This is a genomic window from Paenibacillus sp. MER TA 81-3 (assembly GCF_023713585.1).
GTDB classification, from domain to species: Bacteria; Bacillota; Bacilli; order Paenibacillales; family Paenibacillaceae; genus Paenibacillus_B; species Paenibacillus_B profundus.
Window position 1 is genome coordinate 172119 of record NZ_JAMAWB010000012.1, and the last position, 16627, is coordinate 188745.

Annotated in this window: 13 protein-coding genes and 3 pseudogenes; 10 read left to right on the forward strand and 6 right to left on the reverse strand. The window is 42.9% G+C overall.

The window, feature by feature from the left end; genetic code table 11:
* The first annotated feature begins 242 nt into the window (after nucleotides 1-242).
* The 3 genes and pseudogenes from M3650_RS18735 to M3650_RS18745 form a co-directional block, all read left to right on the forward strand.
* Nucleotides 243-482 (forward strand): PEP/pyruvate-binding domain-containing protein, encoded by a 240-nt coding sequence (locus M3650_RS18735; protein ID WP_251576898.1) that lies wholly within the window; start codon nucleotides 243-245, stop codon nucleotides 480-482.
* Nucleotides 483-544: 62 nt separating this feature from the next.
* Complete coding sequence (locus tag M3650_RS18740) at nucleotides 545-727, forward strand: transposase (protein WP_251576899.1); 183 nt, start codon at nucleotides 545-547, stop codon at nucleotides 725-727.
* A pseudogene (locus tag M3650_RS18745) lies at nucleotides 690-869 on the forward strand (transposase); the annotation flags it as partial. The gene M3650_RS18740 and the pseudogene M3650_RS18745, both read left to right, overlap by 38 nt.
* Nucleotides 870-922: 53 nt before the next feature.
* Here M3650_RS18745 and M3650_RS18750 read toward each other — a convergent pair.
* Nucleotides 923-1900 (reverse strand): EndoS/ChiA family endoglycosidase, encoded by a 978-nt coding sequence (locus M3650_RS18750; protein WP_251576901.1) that lies wholly within the window; start codon nucleotides 1898-1900, stop codon nucleotides 923-925.
* A 568-nt stretch (nucleotides 1901-2468) separates the two neighbouring features.
* A complete protein-coding gene (locus M3650_RS18755) occupies nucleotides 2469-3062 on the reverse strand; it encodes a uridine kinase family protein (RefSeq protein WP_251576902.1) in 594 nt (197 codons plus the stop codon).
* A 752-nt stretch (nucleotides 3063-3814) separates the two neighbouring features.
* Between M3650_RS18755 and M3650_RS18760 the strand changes: the two genes are divergently transcribed.
* The 3 genes from M3650_RS18760 (at nucleotide 3815) to M3650_RS18770 (ending at nucleotide 7197) form a co-directional block, all read left to right on the forward strand.
* Complete coding sequence (locus M3650_RS18760) at nucleotides 3815-4759, forward strand: GNAT family N-acetyltransferase (RefSeq protein WP_251576903.1); 945 nt, start codon at nucleotides 3815-3817, stop codon at nucleotides 4757-4759.
* Between the two features lie 556 nt (nucleotides 4760-5315).
* Entirely contained in the window at nucleotides 5316-5969 is a 654-nt protein-coding gene (locus M3650_RS18765; protein WP_251576904.1) for a FusB/FusC family EF-G-binding protein, read from the forward strand.
* 130 nt (nucleotides 5970-6099) lie between these two features.
* Nucleotides 6100-7197 carry a DUF3626 domain-containing protein gene (locus tag M3650_RS18770; RefSeq protein ID WP_251576905.1) on the forward strand — a complete coding sequence of 366 codons (1098 nt, stop codon included), beginning with the start codon at nucleotides 6100-6102 and terminating at the stop codon, nucleotides 7195-7197.
* 90 nt (nucleotides 7198-7287) lie between these two features.
* Here the strand turns inward: M3650_RS18770 and M3650_RS18775 are convergent.
* The 3 genes and pseudogenes from M3650_RS18775 to M3650_RS18785 all read right to left on the reverse strand — a co-directional run.
* Nucleotides 7288-7710, reverse strand: a pseudogene (locus M3650_RS18775) (transposase); the annotation flags it as partial.
* Between the two features lie 497 nt (nucleotides 7711-8207).
* Complete coding sequence (locus M3650_RS18780) at nucleotides 8208-9389, reverse strand: multidrug effflux MFS transporter (RefSeq protein WP_251576906.1); 1182 nt, start codon at nucleotides 9387-9389, stop codon at nucleotides 8208-8210.
* Between the two features lie 397 nt (nucleotides 9390-9786).
* Entirely contained in the window at nucleotides 9787-10722 is a 936-nt protein-coding gene (locus M3650_RS18785; protein WP_019422223.1) for a DMT family transporter, read from the reverse strand.
* Between the two features lie 111 nt (nucleotides 10723-10833).
* On the opposite strand from M3650_RS18785, the gene M3650_RS18790 reads away from it, so the two are divergent.
* Both M3650_RS18790 and M3650_RS18795 read left to right on the forward strand, forming a co-directional pair.
* Complete coding sequence (locus M3650_RS18790) at nucleotides 10834-12240, forward strand: aminotransferase-like domain-containing protein (RefSeq protein ID WP_251576907.1); 1407 nt, start codon at nucleotides 10834-10836, stop codon at nucleotides 12238-12240.
* A gap of 572 nt (nucleotides 12241-12812) precedes the next feature.
* The gene (locus M3650_RS18795; RefSeq protein WP_251576908.1) at nucleotides 12813-13085 is read left to right on the forward strand and encodes a hypothetical protein; all 273 of its coding nucleotides are present in this window, start codon (nucleotides 12813-12815) and stop codon (nucleotides 13083-13085) included.
* A gap of 114 nt (nucleotides 13086-13199) precedes the next feature.
* Here M3650_RS18795 and M3650_RS18800 read toward each other — a convergent pair whose 3' ends face one another.
* A complete protein-coding gene (locus M3650_RS18800; RefSeq protein WP_251576916.1) occupies nucleotides 13200-13982 on the reverse strand; it encodes a formate/nitrite transporter family protein in 783 nt (260 codons plus the stop codon).
* A 166-nt stretch (nucleotides 13983-14148) separates the two neighbouring features.
* Here M3650_RS18800 and murB point away from each other — a divergent pair, with 166 nt between their 5' ends.
* Together murB and M3650_RS18815 are read left to right on the forward strand one after the other, a co-directional pair.
* Nucleotides 14149-15066, forward strand: coding sequence for a UDP-N-acetylmuramate dehydrogenase (gene murB, locus M3650_RS18805; protein WP_251576909.1), 918 nt, complete (start codon nucleotides 14149-14151; stop codon nucleotides 15064-15066).
* 544 nt (nucleotides 15067-15610) lie between these two features.
* Nucleotides 15611-16501: pseudogene (locus M3650_RS18815) on the forward strand (MFS transporter); the annotation flags it as partial.
* Between the last annotated feature and the right edge of the window lie 126 nt (nucleotides 16502-16627).

A 16627-nucleotide genomic window follows, 5' to 3' on the forward strand; every position in this document is an offset into this window, starting at 1 on the left:
AACGTTTGAGGCATACCAGTTCACCCGCTTACCGCTCGTAATAATGGTTCAAATAGGAGGGGATTCCTTACAACGTATAGTGCTTCATACGAAGTGGAGCTTGCGATGGATATTTTGAGTTTCATATTCGTTTGTTGACAGCATAAATGACTAGGACTATATTTTACTTACTAAGTACTTAATAAATAAAATAATTAAAAGTGATTTCCTGCAACAAGGAGAGTGCTAGGAGGTTAGTATTTATGAACGAATCATTTAAAAATGATCTGGTGCTATGGCTCGATCACACGGGCAAAGAAGATATTTCGCTTGTAGGTAGAAAAGGGGCTAATCTTGGGGAAATGTTCCAGGCGGGCTTTCCGATTCCACGGGCATTTAGCGTGTCGGCTCAAGCTTATAAACGGCAGATCGACCAAACGGTTATAGGCAGTAAGTTGGACGAATTATTAAGAAATCATGCTGAAGATTTACCGAGTCTGTAAAATACTTTGTGTAAACTCTCAAATCTACTAAAATGAAAGTAACAGAAAGGTTGGGAGCGCACATGGGGTTATGGACAAAGGAGCAACTCAGAGCGTTCGAGCCCATCGTGGTGAGGAAGAATCAGACGAGCATCATCGGCATCCAGGACCAGATTATCGCGCTCTACGCCAAGGGCGTCAGTACACGGGAGATTCAAGATCATCCCTATCTACAAGGCTGCGACAGAGGAAATGGCATTGCTTGAGCTGGATCGATTCGAAGAGACATGGGGCGCCAAGTATCCGCTCATCGTCGGTTCGTGGCGCGCCAACTGGGACGAGCTCGCTACGTTTTCCAAGTACCCGACAGAGATCCGCAAGCTTATCTATACGACGAACATGATCGACGGGGGCAAGATCACACCCCCGTCTTTTTCTATAGACAGCTTTTTGGGAAGTATTTAGTTATTTTTCAAGGCATCAATTAATCTTTTTGTCCAACTAAAGTCTGTTTCAGTAATTGTATTGTCTCCGTATTCTTTTCCATCTCTATCGATGGCATAGATAAACATTCCTCCCTTAGGACCATCTTCCGGTTGCCAAACAGCATATTTGTAAGCTCTACTTGTTTCAAATGGTTCCCGGGTATCACCCCAGTTTGCACCTAATTCTTCCTGAAAAGATATCCCCGGAAGAAACTGATCAGGGAAGATCGTATCTTTATAAGTTGCCCATGTACTATCTAATCTACCAGGGTCTCTGCCATAAGCTTGTAGAAACAAATAATCACAAAATGGAGCTGCTTTTTTGAATAGAGTATGATTGTCTTTGTTTGTATCATAGATAAGCAGCTTGCCACTATTCGACATTGGTCCTAACCGTTTAGACAGAGCTTCAAAAACACCAAAAGCTTTTGTTTCTTTTTCTTGAGTTAAAGTTTCCTCCATATCAATATCTAAGCCATCTAAATTGTAGGGAGTTAAGTATTTATCTATTAAGGATTGCGCATGATCATCATATTCTTTGGATGTGGGCATTGTACCAATACTAGGTACGTTATATAGCTCCCTTATATCTATAGTGCGTATCACTTTGGTTTGACGTTCGTGCAAGATAGGCACATACGTATCACGAAGCGTGTCCCAAAATAGTTGTTCATCTGTACCTGGTTTTACATAGTGGAAGACGGAAACGATATCGATTTCTTCAGGAATGTCTGTCATAGCTGTCACATTAGGGTATGGTAGAGTTGAATTTGCATCATAGGGCATGGTTACGTCACGCCATGTTCTATAGTATGCCATCATTACAGGAGCTTTTTGAGCTTCAGTTAACTCGTTTACTGCAGAAGTTGAAGGACTAGCTGTAATAATTGAGCCACTTACCAAAGATAAAATTAAAATTGTCGACAAGATTAACAACATTGATGTTTTCTTCATAAAAGATAACTCCCTTCCTTAAATGATAATATTTGAGATAATAAAGTAAGCGGTTACATTTTACCAGTTACGCATCGTGCTCCATCGGTTCTCCTTGCTCTAACCACGCTCAACCTCAGGTTTACAACAGCAAAGGTTGGAGAGCAGTCATACCATGTTGTAAGTGCTCCCATCCCTCACGCAGAACGGGTGAGTAATCTAATAAAGTTTGCAGTCGTTTTCTACTCTTATCTGGATTTAGACTTTGGGATAGGCCTTGGCTTGTGGCGCCAGCTTGCGCTGTACTTCATCCTAAATTATGAACCATTTTAAAACCTCCCCGAATAATTATTCATGTATTTCTTTTTGAATGACTCTCGATTTGCTTGGCGTAAATTCCTGGCCCTTATGAGTCAAGAACGTGTATGGATCGCCACTTTTTCTCGTTATATCAAAGGGCTTATTCAGTAATTTAACTGCAAAAGTCAAGTCATTTATATAATCGGCCAGAAATACAAAAAAATAATAGGTATAATCGACTAATAATCATCTGCGCAAAATTAATACTATTATCCTGATTTGGTCCCCACTACTTCTTCTTGGGTCTGTAAAATAAGCTTCCATCAACCACAAGGTCGGCTCTTTCATTTGGGTTATGCTCTTCCATATAAATGTCTTCAGCAATCATCCAATTATTTTCCCACGTATCACGAGCTGCTTCTCCGTCTCTTTCCACACCTCTTGCAAGTCTTATTTCTCTCAGACAATCAACCCATATCATAAAATCGTATTTATTTGCTAGTTCCTTCCGAATGGAGTAAACACCTTCTATAATCACAATACCCCCAATAGGAACCGTATGCCATTCTGCTAAAGAGTCTGTTTCCCAATCGTATCGTTGATAATGACCTCCCTTGTCTTGGCTAATGGGTTCAAGCACTTGACTTAATACTCGTTGCCAGTCAAAATCTGCACCGACAGGCTTATTGGTTGGGGGAGTATTTTGAATTAGAGCTGAAGGCAAATAAAAATCATCCATATGAACAATCGTAACATCAGAACATTCTTCTTTTAATTTATGTGCTAATGTGCTTTTTCCTGAACCCCCGCAACCATCTATTCCAATTAAGAGGGCAGATTGTTTTTTAGGAATTTTGTCAATAGACCCCACTAATTGTTCCATCGTAGAAAATTCACCTTTTTTCGTTATGAAATCCACAAAATCACCGCTTTCAAATTTGCTAAATATGAATTCTATATAGATAACGTGAAACCCTGCTTATTGAAGGAAACTGTCTGTTAAATAGTCACTACAAAGCTAAGAGAAATCACAGTAACCTAATAAAATTAGGAGGAATATTGCAACGGGTAACAAACTTACAGGAAAAGAAACCACGCCATCTACTTACAAAGGAGCTGAGGCAAGCATACGTTGACCGTCAGTGTCAATTAATTGGGCAGCGCCATGAAAAAGGATAGTTTTGATAACATTCTGACTTGCGTATTTGGCGGTTAAGCCAGAACGTAATTCAGATAATCTGCTATTTGACGTTTACAACTTTTTTGTCTATACTAACCCACATATAAAAAAATGAACGAATGCCAAGTACTAATTGTATGACCATCTAATAACACACTTGTATTTTAAACTTAGGAAATGGTGAAGGGGGAGTATCCAAAATGAAGAAAAGATCATTGGAGTCTTTATCTAAGGGTATTGGGTACTCTACTGCTGTTTTCTTTGATCATGCTAATCACGGGAGAAGTATGTCCAAAATTGGATGTTAGCGACTCTTATCCTTTAGTTTAGAGTGATCTTACTAGGATACAGTGGAAAAAATGCCACAGGTCGCTTCCCTGTGGTTACATATTTTATTGTGTACACCGCAGGATTCCTGTGGTGTTTTTTAATGTAAAAAAAAGGAGATGGATAAAATGCAATTAAACGCGGAAAACATTTATGTAAAACTAGTTGAGGAATCTGATGCTGATTCACTATTAAAAATTGAGGTGAAGAATAAAGATTTTTTTCAACTATTTACTGGTTCAAGAGAGGAATCATTTTATACGTATCAAGGACAAGTAGACAGAATTAAAAGTGCAATGGAATTAAGAAAAGAAGACAAAGGTTATGTATTCTTGATTTATTTACAAAACTCAGGACAAGTAATTGGTGAGGTCATTCTTTCCGAAGTGGTACGAGATAACCTGCAAAGCTGTTGGATCGGCTACTTCCTGGATAAAGACCACAATGGGAAAGGCTACATGACTGAAGCTGTAAAGCTCGTTGTAAAATACGCCTTTCAGGAATTAAAATTTCACCGTATAGAAGCTGGGGTAATGCCACATAACACTGGCTCAATCAAGGTTCTGTTAAAGTCTGGTTTCCATAAAGAAGGCATAGCAAAGAAAAATGTGAAAATTAATGGGCATTGGGAAGATCATCAGACATTAGCCATTGTGAACGACGAAACAAGGGGCATTGAGGTTAAAAAAGTCCAACGTAAAAATCCGAAGACGGTTGCCCCTCCTATCGGATCATACACTCATCTCACAACTGTTCCAAAAGGAGCAGATTTGTTAGTTCTTTCTGGACAAGTTGGTACAGACATGAATGGAGATTTGCCGTCGGATATGAACGAGCAAATAAATAACACGCTTCAGAACATATTACGTATTTTTAATGCTGAATCTGTATCTGCAGATGACATCATTAAAATTAATATTTGGGCTACGGAAGAAGTGGATTGGGATTACTTTAATGAAGTGTGGGAGAAGTTTCATGGTGGTATAGCGCCTTCGATGACGATGTCTTACATCCCTTCATTGGCAGTTCCTTCTCTCAAAGTCGAAATAGAAGCATGGGCAGCTAGGTGGTGATGTAAAGAAGAAGGGGGATACCCCCGAGCCGTAGACCGAGCAATATCAAAATTCAAGTGGATTGCCGTGCGGTTTGAACAAATACGGAATGAAAACCCCTGATTTTACTACTCTCATGGAGAAATCAGGGGTTTTTTTGTCCAACTAAAGCACTGTTTTAATTACTGAACAAGGAAGTCAGTTTCTCATCATCTCTAATTCGAAATATTTTATCGCCACTTCTAATATCCTTGATCACTCTGGATGCATAGAAACTTTTTGAAAATAGACGGCTAGGTATGCTTGCGCCCTAATCTACTCGATCTGAATCGTCGTGGGAAGTTGCAGCAAAGGTTGGATTTATTTTATAATAATCAGTAAAAGGGAGGTGGCAGGAGATGGCAATTCACTTTGCCGGAATCAGCAACGACTCATGCAAAGCCTAATATTGGGGCGATACTTTGCATGGGGCTGGACATTTATCATTGATATTGTCGCCCGAGAGAGCTTATATCGTTTCTAATAATGGGCTTTGCACCTTATTTTCCTTTCATAACAAATAAGGGGCTGAAAAGCAATGGTCAAACCATTTATTAGAAACCATCAATATAACTTGATTAAGAAGCAGGCGGGTCTGCTGCAGCATGCCTGCAACACCGTTTCCGATCCGAAAGTGGTGGAATCGGTAAAATATAGCGCACAATGCAAAATTATAGAAGCGTTCCCGGAAGCGATGGAGCTTGAAAAGCAAACGTTGGAGAAGATCTCGACGTTTAATACGTCAGGAGAATTCCATCAATATTTGCTTTCGTTGGAGCCTTATTTGATGGAATTTGCGCAAGTGACGGATAAGCAGCTTAAAAAGCTATTCCCCAAAAACAAAAAGCTCAAGATTCCTGGTTTAGCCGCTATCGATTACCGCTATGTCACTTATCTTGGCTGGATCGACATCGGAACGAATAGGATGTTCCTTGTTTATCAGCTGAACGGGCAGCTCGTCGGAGTCGAAGGAAGATATACCCCGGCGAACAAGAAAAGCATATGCTTTTTGTGCAATCGGCATGAAGAGGTTGCGTTATTTACGGCGATCACGAAATGGAAACCGGCTAACGCTTCGCCTGATTACTATAAGGCAATCGGCAACTATATGTGCGTGAACAGCGACACCTGCAACAAGAACATGACGGATGTCACCGCATTAGAAAAATTTATTCATGACGTTGTGGGATAATCTAATGGAATAGAACAACAATAGGCCGTCGAAGCATTTCGGCGGCCTTCTTTGTTCACCGCACTGAACTCAAGTCTTGGTGCGAGGAAAGGAAAGAACATTTGGATTTGGTATGAAAGGAGTGGCTCTTATGTCCGCGAAACTAACAAGCTCACAAGTATCGGCTTTAGATTATATTACAAAGTACGCTAGAAACAGAAAAAATGAAGCTCAGCAAGCAATTAAGGACATTCTTCACATGTCTAATATTGCTCAGCACACATTTGAAGATGCCGTCAACAAGCTAAAGTCGCACACAAGGGTCGCCCTGCATTTTCATCCAGATAGACCCGATCCGACTATGAAAAGCGTTGCTGAGGCACTGTTGGAGCAGGGTATCTATAAGAGCCAGTTTGAGACGTTGTTATCCAATGGGAGAGTATCGGCTTATCCTGGTGGTGAACGCGACCTTTGGGAGAAAAGGATGTTTGGAGGAGCATATCAACTCGAGGGCACAACTAGTAGCGAGCGCCCCAAGTATGGGGCCCTGAATTTTATGCTGCATCCAGATGGACCAGCCCCGCGATTTGGATCGTGTTATTTCCTCTTATATCCTGAGGTCTCGCATCGTTGCACATACACTTATTTGGATTCGCATCAAGACCCAATAGAGAAGGGGACTTATGAGGAGTTTGATGATATTTTAGCGGCTCTCATGAAGGATGCTTTCACGAGAGATTTCGCGATTGGGGAAAAGAATTTGACGCCGCGTAAATTAATTGATCATATGCTGGTGAATCTAGAAAGACCGTTCTCAGATCGTTCAAGCAATGAGCCCAATCGCAATCTTAACCACTATATTGAAGCCCAGATTCATGGTGATATTTCTCTGAAAGAAGACGTGGAAGTACTAGTTGTTGATCCTTCATTCAAGGGCACTCATGCAGGAAGAATTATGGAGAAGCTATGCTTGCAATATTCAATTGATCTCTATTGGCATATGGGTTTTGCTTTGTTGGCAGATGAAGTTCCCGCGGACTTTAGAGGTCCATCGATGCCTTCCTTGGCCCAACGTATCGCACGAAACAATATGCTCGATGTGAGCATGATTGGAGCTGCTGCAATGGACTTGAAGCGCGATCCAGTGTGCTGGAGTGATCGCGGGAGCTATAAGGAAGTACTTCAGGAATTGAAACTATTGTGGCATGTATTAGTGAGATATGGGGAGCCGCTACGAAACTTTAGATAGGCGCTTGAACTCCAAAAATCACGCTCAGACAATAATCATTAATGTAAGCGGGCAAAAAAATGGGTAGCGTCAAGAATTTTGTGTAAATGGAATCACTTTTGTCATATTGGACACAGTCTGCGGCGTGTAGTGATGACCATACATTTTCTCAATAAGGTCAGCAATTTCTGTCATCGTAACACCTTTCTGAAACATGTGGATGACGAAGGACTCTAGCGTGTCATTTGAACGTTTGTAAGGAGCGGCAGTTTGCTGTTTAAACTCTCCGTTGCGATCTCTGGGAATATGGAGCTTGAGGTCTCCATATTCCGTATGAAACGTGCGTGTGTAGCCACCGTTACGTGAGTTTCCAGAGTTTACGCCAATACGGTCATACTTTTCATAATCTAGAAACGCAGTTAACTCCGTTTCAAGCAGCCTATTCATAGCTGATTCTAGGTGCTGACGGTATACTTCTGTCACATCTTGTTTCGTGACTAGAGCTTGGACTAAATCTGTAGTAAAATGATTCATGGGAAGACCTCTTTCTGTGAATTGTAGTGTGGTAACTTAATTCTACAAGAAAGGATCTTCCTTTGTTATGTTAACTATTTACACAAAATATTTTACGCTCTCCTCATTGGTACAAAGATAATTATATCAATTACAGAAAATAGCGTTGCTGTTATGCCCGCGGAACAATCAGGTGCCCCAGCACGTATCCATGCGTATAGGTGGCTTTACTGTTGAGGCGCTTGCTTTAGCGAACAGCCAAAGATGGAAGAATTGGTCGAGACTGATTGGTTCGGTAATGGAGGTCAAAGCTACAACTTCCGGGGTTCGGATCGGATTGATACGCATATTATCTTCAAATTTATACAAATTGCTCGAAGGCATGAATACAGAGTTAAGGAATTCCTTGCAAGATTTATCTTCATGCCAAAAAAGCAGCACTATGATAAATGCTGCTTTTTTGTTATTTCTAAAGCCCCGTTTTAATTCTCCTTGTATAAGTTACTTCTCAAAACAAGTTATTCAGTTTTAATAAAATACTTACCAAGAAGCCACATTCCACAACTTATGACAAGGAAATATACTGGCATCGTCATCAGTGAACCATTGTGAAGAACACTCATTCCCCATGTCATTAAGCTAACCAACAAGTAATAACCTAAGCTAAATATCGCCCCAGCGGTTCCAACAACATCGTGAAAACCGACGAGTGAAAGACTTAAACAGTTAGGTAATGCGATGCCTGCTCCCATCAGCATAATAAACATGGTAAATAAAATACTAGCAATGGCCATGATCTTCGGCATTGTGTCAAACGTACTCGCAACTGTAAGAACCAACGCTCCAGCAGACATCACTAGAAGACCAATATGAATGATCTTCTCAGGTGCATAAATGGTCAATAATTTTTTGGAGAACATTGCACCAACAATCGATGCTAGAGCCACAATGATGCCAAAGAAACCATAAACCCCTGGTGAAACATGAAAGTGCTCAATAAATAAAAATGGGGCTTCGGCATAGTAACTGAAAATAACCCCATTTATTCCGCCAATCAATGTTCCGAAGACGATTACACGTGGTGACAACAGCATTTTCTTTGCAGTCGATGCAATGGCAACCTTTTTTCTCTTCGTAACATCTGCTGTTTCCGGCAACTTTAATAGAGCATAGACAAACAATATTACACTCAGGATAACAAGTGTAAAGAAAACAGCCCTGAAGCCAAGAGCTTGATCAACCCAGCCTCCAATGAGCGGCCCGACTGCGGGAGTAAATGCGATTACAGCAGATATTTGTGCAAACATAGCATGCCGTTGATTGCCTGATACACTTTCTCGCAGAATCGTTTGTGTAATGATTGAACCTGTCGCGGCACCAAATGCTTGAACAAAACGGCTTAACAAAAGGAATTCAATAGATGCTGAGAAATAGCACATTAAACTACCAAGTCCGTATAAAACGAGACCTCCCAGCATAGCTGGTCTCCGCCCAGTATAATCGGATAACCATCCCCAGCAGAAAACACCCAAAGCAAAACCGATAAAGTAAATGCTCAATGTTAACTGTACAGAACTATTTGAGACACCAAGCGCCATTGAAATATCAGGTAATGAAGGTGTGTAAATGGTCTCGCTGATCTGCGGAAAGGCCACAAGCACGATCATTAACAGCAAAGATGGTACTACCTTTTTTTTCACTTTATTTTCGCCCTCCTACAAGCTTATATGACTCCGAACAATATAAGCTTAGCTAGGGAAACGGGGGCTTCATTATTGCAATTCGATTATAGGTCATCACTTTTTTTATAATTCCTTTGAAAGTTTTATAGGAGGGTTAATCGTGTACGATTTAAGCGTAATGTACATTATATCTTCTCAAATCGAATAGACCAAGTCAATATATGGAGATTTCGTTCGAGTACATCTTCATTTGATTGTTATTCCAGCATAAATCATTATCTTTATGCAAAGTCATATTGGATATTAGCTTGCATCAATCAAGGAATCAAACAGCACGTTAGAAGCCGAGGGTTGAACCTACGGCTTCTAACGTCTTATTTGTTTGACTTTGTTTGTCGAACACTCAATCATTTACCTAATTGGAGTGCGCCTCTTGGAGTTGTGTGATTTCCCTCTGCGGCTTCTGAAACAGTTGCTTTAAGCTTTCATAATTAACAAGAACAGTACCAACGATAATCGTAGCTGCTCCGACCACTGTTACCCAAGTAATAGCTTCCCCGTAGAGCAAGACCCCAATCGTGAGAGCAATCAACGGTGACACGTACAGCCAGGTCGAGGCAAAGACAGGGGTTGTCTTGGCGACTAGCCAATAGAATAGACTATGCCCAATCATCGAACCGATGACAATCAGATAGAGCATTGAGCCGATCACGTCCGCCGACAGTAAGCTCTTAAAGTACCAATGTTCTGTGCATGCAGACAGCATGAGTAATAGTGCTCCTCCATACATCATCTGAGCGGCGTTAAGCGCTATTGGCGATGCCTCCGGGAAACGTTTTGTAACTTGTTTTGAATAAATGGCGCCACATGAATAGAACAATTCACCAATCAAAATCACAAGGCTTCCGATGAGCAGCCACATACTTGCTGATAACGTAATAGCAGGCAGAATAATAAGGATCACGCCAATAAATCCGACGATGCAGCCTATTAAAGAGCGACGGCTTGGTGTCTGACGCATTATGATCATTTGCAGCAAAAGGATCAGAATCGGAGCAGTAGCCGAAAATACCGCTGCGATTCCGGACGCAACATATTGTTCACCCCAATACAAGGGTGCAAAGGTGCCAAAAGTCAGACCGATTCCTGTAAGCAGCATTTCTTTGCGCAGAAGGAGAGAGAAGCTTGCTTTTTTCCTCCATATCATCCATCCGAATAAAAGCAGACCCGCGACGAAAAACCTTATGCCCGAAGATAAAAACGGCGGTGCAGAGGCGTCAACACCGATCTTAATGGCTAAAAATGTAGTGCCAAACACGAGACATACGAGTAAATAATTAAAGATAATCATGATTCTCCCCCTTTATGAATGATCATACACGGATGGGTATAGAACAGATGAATACAAATAGAACAGATTAGAAATGGTTAGTGTACAATAAGCAAAAAGGGGGCGGCTTGCATGCTTTTTAAACAAGTATACGATCACATCATGACGAGAATTGAGCGCGGAGATTGGAACGTACATGATAAGCTTCCTTCAATTCGACTGCTCGCTCTGGAGTTGGGCATCAATCGACTGACGGTGTTCAAAGCCTACCAATTGTTGAAACAGAACGGAAAAGCCTATGTCAAGGAGAAGTCTGGTTATTATGTTAGTCCTGAGAATTCGATATCTAACCTCTACGAGTGTGATGTAAGCGAGTCTATCGAATCTTCTGCTGTGCACCTGAATAGCAAGTTGTCCGATATTCACCGGGTAACGGCTGCTTATCAATTTTCCCAAGCACTGATTGATCCGAATTTGTTGCCAAATCTATTTCTATCTGAGTATGTGAAGAAGGTTTTTGACATCTACCCTAAGTTGATGGGGACTTATTCCACCCCGCAAGGGGATGAAGAGCTGCGTGATGTCCTCTGTCAGTACATCATACGTCATTACCGGGTTCATCTGAATACAAGCGAGGTGTTGATAACGACGGGGGCGCAACAGGCGATTGACTTGCTTTCTAGAATATTCATAAGACCAATGGATGCGATTTTGGTGGAAAGGCCCACATATAGCGCGGCGCTTGATGTATTCCGAGGGCAGGGCGCCAGATTGATTCCTGTGGATTTTTCTCCAGAAGGCTATGATTTGGACACGGTCGAATTGTTGATGAAGCAGCATCGACCACGGTTCTTTTATATGAATCCTACTTTCCATAATCCAACGGGGTATACATTACCGACCACTCAACGCAAGCAGCTTGTAGAGTTGGCCGAACGGTATCGTTGTTTATTGATTGAAGATGATGCGTTCCACGATATGTATTTCGATGAACGGCCACCGCAGCCCTTATTCACCTACGATACAGAAGGATGGGTTGTATATCTCCGAAGTTTCAGTAAGTATGTGGCGCCAGGCTTGCGAATATGCGCCGTATTTGGCCGCAAGTCCGTGATAGAGGCTCTGATAACGGCCAAATCGCTGGCTGACAACGGAACGCCGCTAGTCACTCAAAAAATATTTGTGCATTACTTTCAATCTGAACGGATGCAGCAACATTTGGAAAAATTGCGAATTGCGCTACAAATCAGAAGAGACGTCATGGAGGAGGAATTGGCATTGGCTCCTATCGACTGGAAATGGATCACTCCAAAAGGGGGACTCAATATATGGCTCCAACTGCCGGATACGGTTCCAGCGAGAACGTTATTAAACGAGAGCTTTCGACAATCTATTTCCTTCGTTCCTGGTCAAATTTGCGATCCGCTCGATGAAATGCAGTCTTGGATCAGACTGAGCTATTCATTCGTGAATGAAGAGCAAATACGTGCTGGAGTTCAACAGCTTGCAGAAATCGCACTACGTATCAAGGAACGGTGAAATACGAGATGGTTTAACATTTTTCTTCATTTCAACTTCAGCTAAATTTCATCTGAATTTCACATACCTTTAGTATAGTAGAGGCTTATATAGATAGAGATTTAAACTGATACACTGAGGTGAAAATAAATGTCGGCAAATATTCTCGTTATCGAGGATGATATCTATATTCAAGAACTTATCCAAGAATTTCTTAGGGCCCAGGATTCCAATCCGATGACGAAATTGGGGAGCTGGCGGCTTCCCTCAATGAGCTATCCCGCAATCTGCAATGCTCGATGGAAGAACTCCATCAGGCGAATTCCCAGTTAACAGATGACATCAAAAAAAAGCAAGATCAAAGAAAGTTTGTTCACTTATACGTTAAGTAACAGAGCAGAAACATTATTGACGACTTTGGCAGATTCGAACAGCCAGATGTTCCAAAGACCAACGATGAGTGGTCAACCCCAAGGTTGGAGTTACAAATCCAGCAATAGGTTTGGCATCAATAGCAAATCGAACGTTCAGAAGGAAGCTTGGGAGTTCCTGAAGTTCATGATCTCTGAGGAAGTGCAGTCATCGGATTACTTATGGGAATCTCTGTCCATAAAGACGCTAACAAGAAAAAGCTTCAAGAAGCAGCACAAAAGTTGAAAGCAACCATTTCAGATGAAAAATTTCTTAATGAACGAATTGAATACGCCGGAAACATCCTGGAGGAAGCACATCCAAGCTTCTCAATCGATAAGAAAATCGAATCCATCGTCCTAGAAGAGTTTGATTCCTACATGAATGGTCAGAAATCAGCGGATGAAGTGAGTAAATTGATCCAGAACCGCGTCATGACCTATTTGAACGAGTGATGCTATCTGCGATGCCGGCGGGAGACATGTTCGGTCTCGACAATGAACAGTGAAACTGTAATGCAGCGGGATGGGGCCGTCGCTGCTATGTGATGCACTTTCACTTCATACCGATTAAATCTTGTTCCGGTTTCGCTTATTCAAGTAAAAATATATCATCCCCATAAAGACACTGCCCCCGATAATATTGCCGAAAGTTACGGGAATCAGATTATGCAAGGCGCCGTACAGCGAGATGCCGGCCGGATGCTCCATGAACAATGCGATAGAGAAAGACGTCATGTTGGCGATGCTGTGCTCGAAGCCGGATATGAAGAAGCAGTAGACAAACAGAATCATCGCAAATATTTTAGGCCCGTCGCCCTTCAGGGTCATCGGAATAAAGAATGCCATGCAGACAAGCCAATTACATAAGATCGCCCGGAAAAATAATTGAAACGTCGATGCCTCCATCTTATGCGCTACTACATCATAAAAGAATACGTTGCTGTTATACTCGCGGAACAATCCAGTGCCCCATAAGAGGCCAGCAAATAAGAGTGCGCCAATAAAGTTGCCAAGATAGCTGGTGCCCCAAATCTTAAACGTATCACTCCAAGTCGTCGATCCGCGCAGGGTGGAGAAGGTGAAGTAGAACGTATTCCCAGTGAACAGATCTCCGCCCGCATAGCCGATCAAAATGATAGCCGCTCCAAACGTGACGGCAGCCGTCGTATAGGCGAACGGTGAAGCGCCTTCGTCGAATAGATTGCCCGTCTTAAACGCAACAACAACGCCGAAGCCGATAAACATACTTGCCATGATGGAACGAAGCAGGTACTGGAGCTTGTTGGAGTCCCACGCCGCTTTCTTTTTTAATGCTAATGTCTCCACCTGATCTAACGGATGCTGTTCCATGACCTGCTCCTTGTCTCTTTTCACTTCATTTAGCACGCCTTTAATTGGATAAGATACCCTATAGCGTACGTATCCATGCGTATCGGTTGATTATCTGTGCATAGCCTATTACGAGAGTTATTGGTTATAATGGATATGCGAAAAAGATAAGTAAGGATGGAATAGCATGCATAACCTCTTAGAACGTTATTACCAATTACGCGAATTGATCTCGGAAGATTCCATAAGACAGGATGAATTATTGAAACAGCACACCTATACCCGCATGGGCGGCAAGGCCGATCTGTATGTGACGCCTGCCCGTTACGAGGAATTGCAAGTTATCATTAATTTTGCGTGTCAGCATCAACTGCCGCTTACCATTCTCGGCTTCGGCTCCAATCTGATCGTTAAGGACGGCGGGATTCGGGGCATCGTAGTGAACTTGAACAAGCTGAATCAGATTGTCCGCAATGAGCATAAGATTATCGCACAGAGCGGCGCAGCCATCATCGACGTGTCACGCGCCGCGCTTGGACACCGGCTGTCCGGACTTGAATTCGCCTGCGGCATTCCGGGATCGGTAGGCGGAGCGCTCTACATGAACGCCGGTGCGTACGGAGGCGAGATCGCGGATGTGCTGGAAAGCGCATTGGTGCTGACGCCTGAAGGCGATCTTGTTCGTCTGACGAAGGAACAGCTCGAATTAGGCTACCGCCGGAGCAATATCGGACCGAACCGGAATATTGTGCTGGAAGCGACTTTCTCGCTTGTGCCAGACGAATATGATGCGGTTAAGGCCAAGATGGATGAGCTGACGCACTTGCGCGAATCCAAGCAGCCGCTTGAATACCCTTCATGCGGCAGCGTCTTTAAGCGTCCTCCGGGCCGCTTTGCCGGCCAGCTGATTCAGGAATCCGGGCTGCAGGGTACGCGGATCGGCGGCGCCGAGGTGTCCATGAAGCATGCCGGGTTTATCGTTAACGTAGACGATGCGACGGCAAGCGAATATATTTCGCTTATCCGCCACGTGCAGCAGACGGTCAACGAACGGTTCGGCGTGGAGCTTGAAACTGAAGTGCGCATTATCGGCGAAGACAAGTAGTGACAGTGTCCATCATAAATAAGCGATCGATTCGGACATGGACACCCGTATCACGGTGCGTCAAGCGCAATAGCAGGTTAAGATTGGCGTGAATGTCCACGTTTCTTTGCTGAAGATTGTATTGCTGTACCGTTTAGACGTGTACGACAAGCAGAAGGCTTGCACCGAAAGGTGCTATGCTTTCTGCTTTTTTTATTTTTATATATACGCACACAAAGGAGTGTAACTAGACATGATAACGAACATGAACCTCGGTTGGAAGAGAAGAGTAGCCTTGGTTCTCACCGCTCAAACGATATCCCTATTCGGCTCATCTTCGGTTCAGTATGCAATTATTTGGTATATCACCTTGAGGACATCATCAGGAATCATGTTTTATAGGAGGGCTTAACGCTAATAGTGTGCGGTTTAAACGTAATGTACATTATAAATCCGTTTTTCCGTAAGAACAATCCGTTTCAAGGTAGCAATGCTTAACGTTTTTCACTTAACATTCAAAAGTGAAGCATCAATAATAGATGCTGCGAAAGGGGAAAATGTGAAAGTGGCTAGAATTCGATTCAGTATATTTTTCAGTGTATTTGTTGCGATGGTTGCATTGATGATTATTGCTCCTATCATGCCTCCGCTCATCCGCGAATTGGGGTTAAGCGAAACCCACTCGGGCTTGATTATATCAATAGGCTCTATTGCAATGGCCTTGATGGCGCCGGTGTGGGGACGGCTAAGTGATATCAAAGGGAGAAAGCCCGTCATTTTGATTGGCTTCCTGGGCATGTTTGTGAGCTACGTCTTGTTTACGGCGACGATGTATGCTGGAATGACGGGGCTCATTAAAGGCGGACTGCTAGTCGCATTGCTGATAGCAGCGCGCGCTATGGTTGGTCTGTTTATTCCAGCCGTCCCTTCGTCGGCACAGGCGTATATGGCGGATGTCACAGATGAAAAAGACCGTTCTGCAGGCATGGCATTCATTGGAGCTGCAAATGGACTGGGCCTCGTGCTTGGACCTGCGATAGCTGGCGAATTTGCCCTTATCGGACTAATTTGGCCCCTTTATATCGGAGCTATGCTGCCGATCATGGCATTTGTCGTTGTGCTGCTGTTGATCCCAGCCCATAAACCGATGATCCAAGACAAGCCGCCAAAGGTCAACCCATTTCAAAAGGGCGTTCGTCTTTATTTGTTTGCCGGTCTGGTAACGATGCTCAGTGTTGTTACCCTGCAAGTGATCGGAGGCTTCTATTTCCAGGATCAATTATCTTTGACTACCCAAGAAACGGCGCGAATGCTCTCGATGGGGTTGATGCTTACCGGGGTGGCGATGATCATTACGCAAGGGATTCAAATGAAAAATCAAAAATGGCATCCCAAACTGCTGCTTCTGGTTGGATCGCTGCTGCTTGTTATCAGTATGGCGCTCTTTTTGTTCGTTACTATATAAGTTGAACGAAAGAAGATAGCATTCAAAGTCGAACGCATAGGCGGTCAATGATTGCATGAGGGGACTTCATGATTTCATCCATAAACTGCCCGACACGCAGACGGATTTCGGAAACGG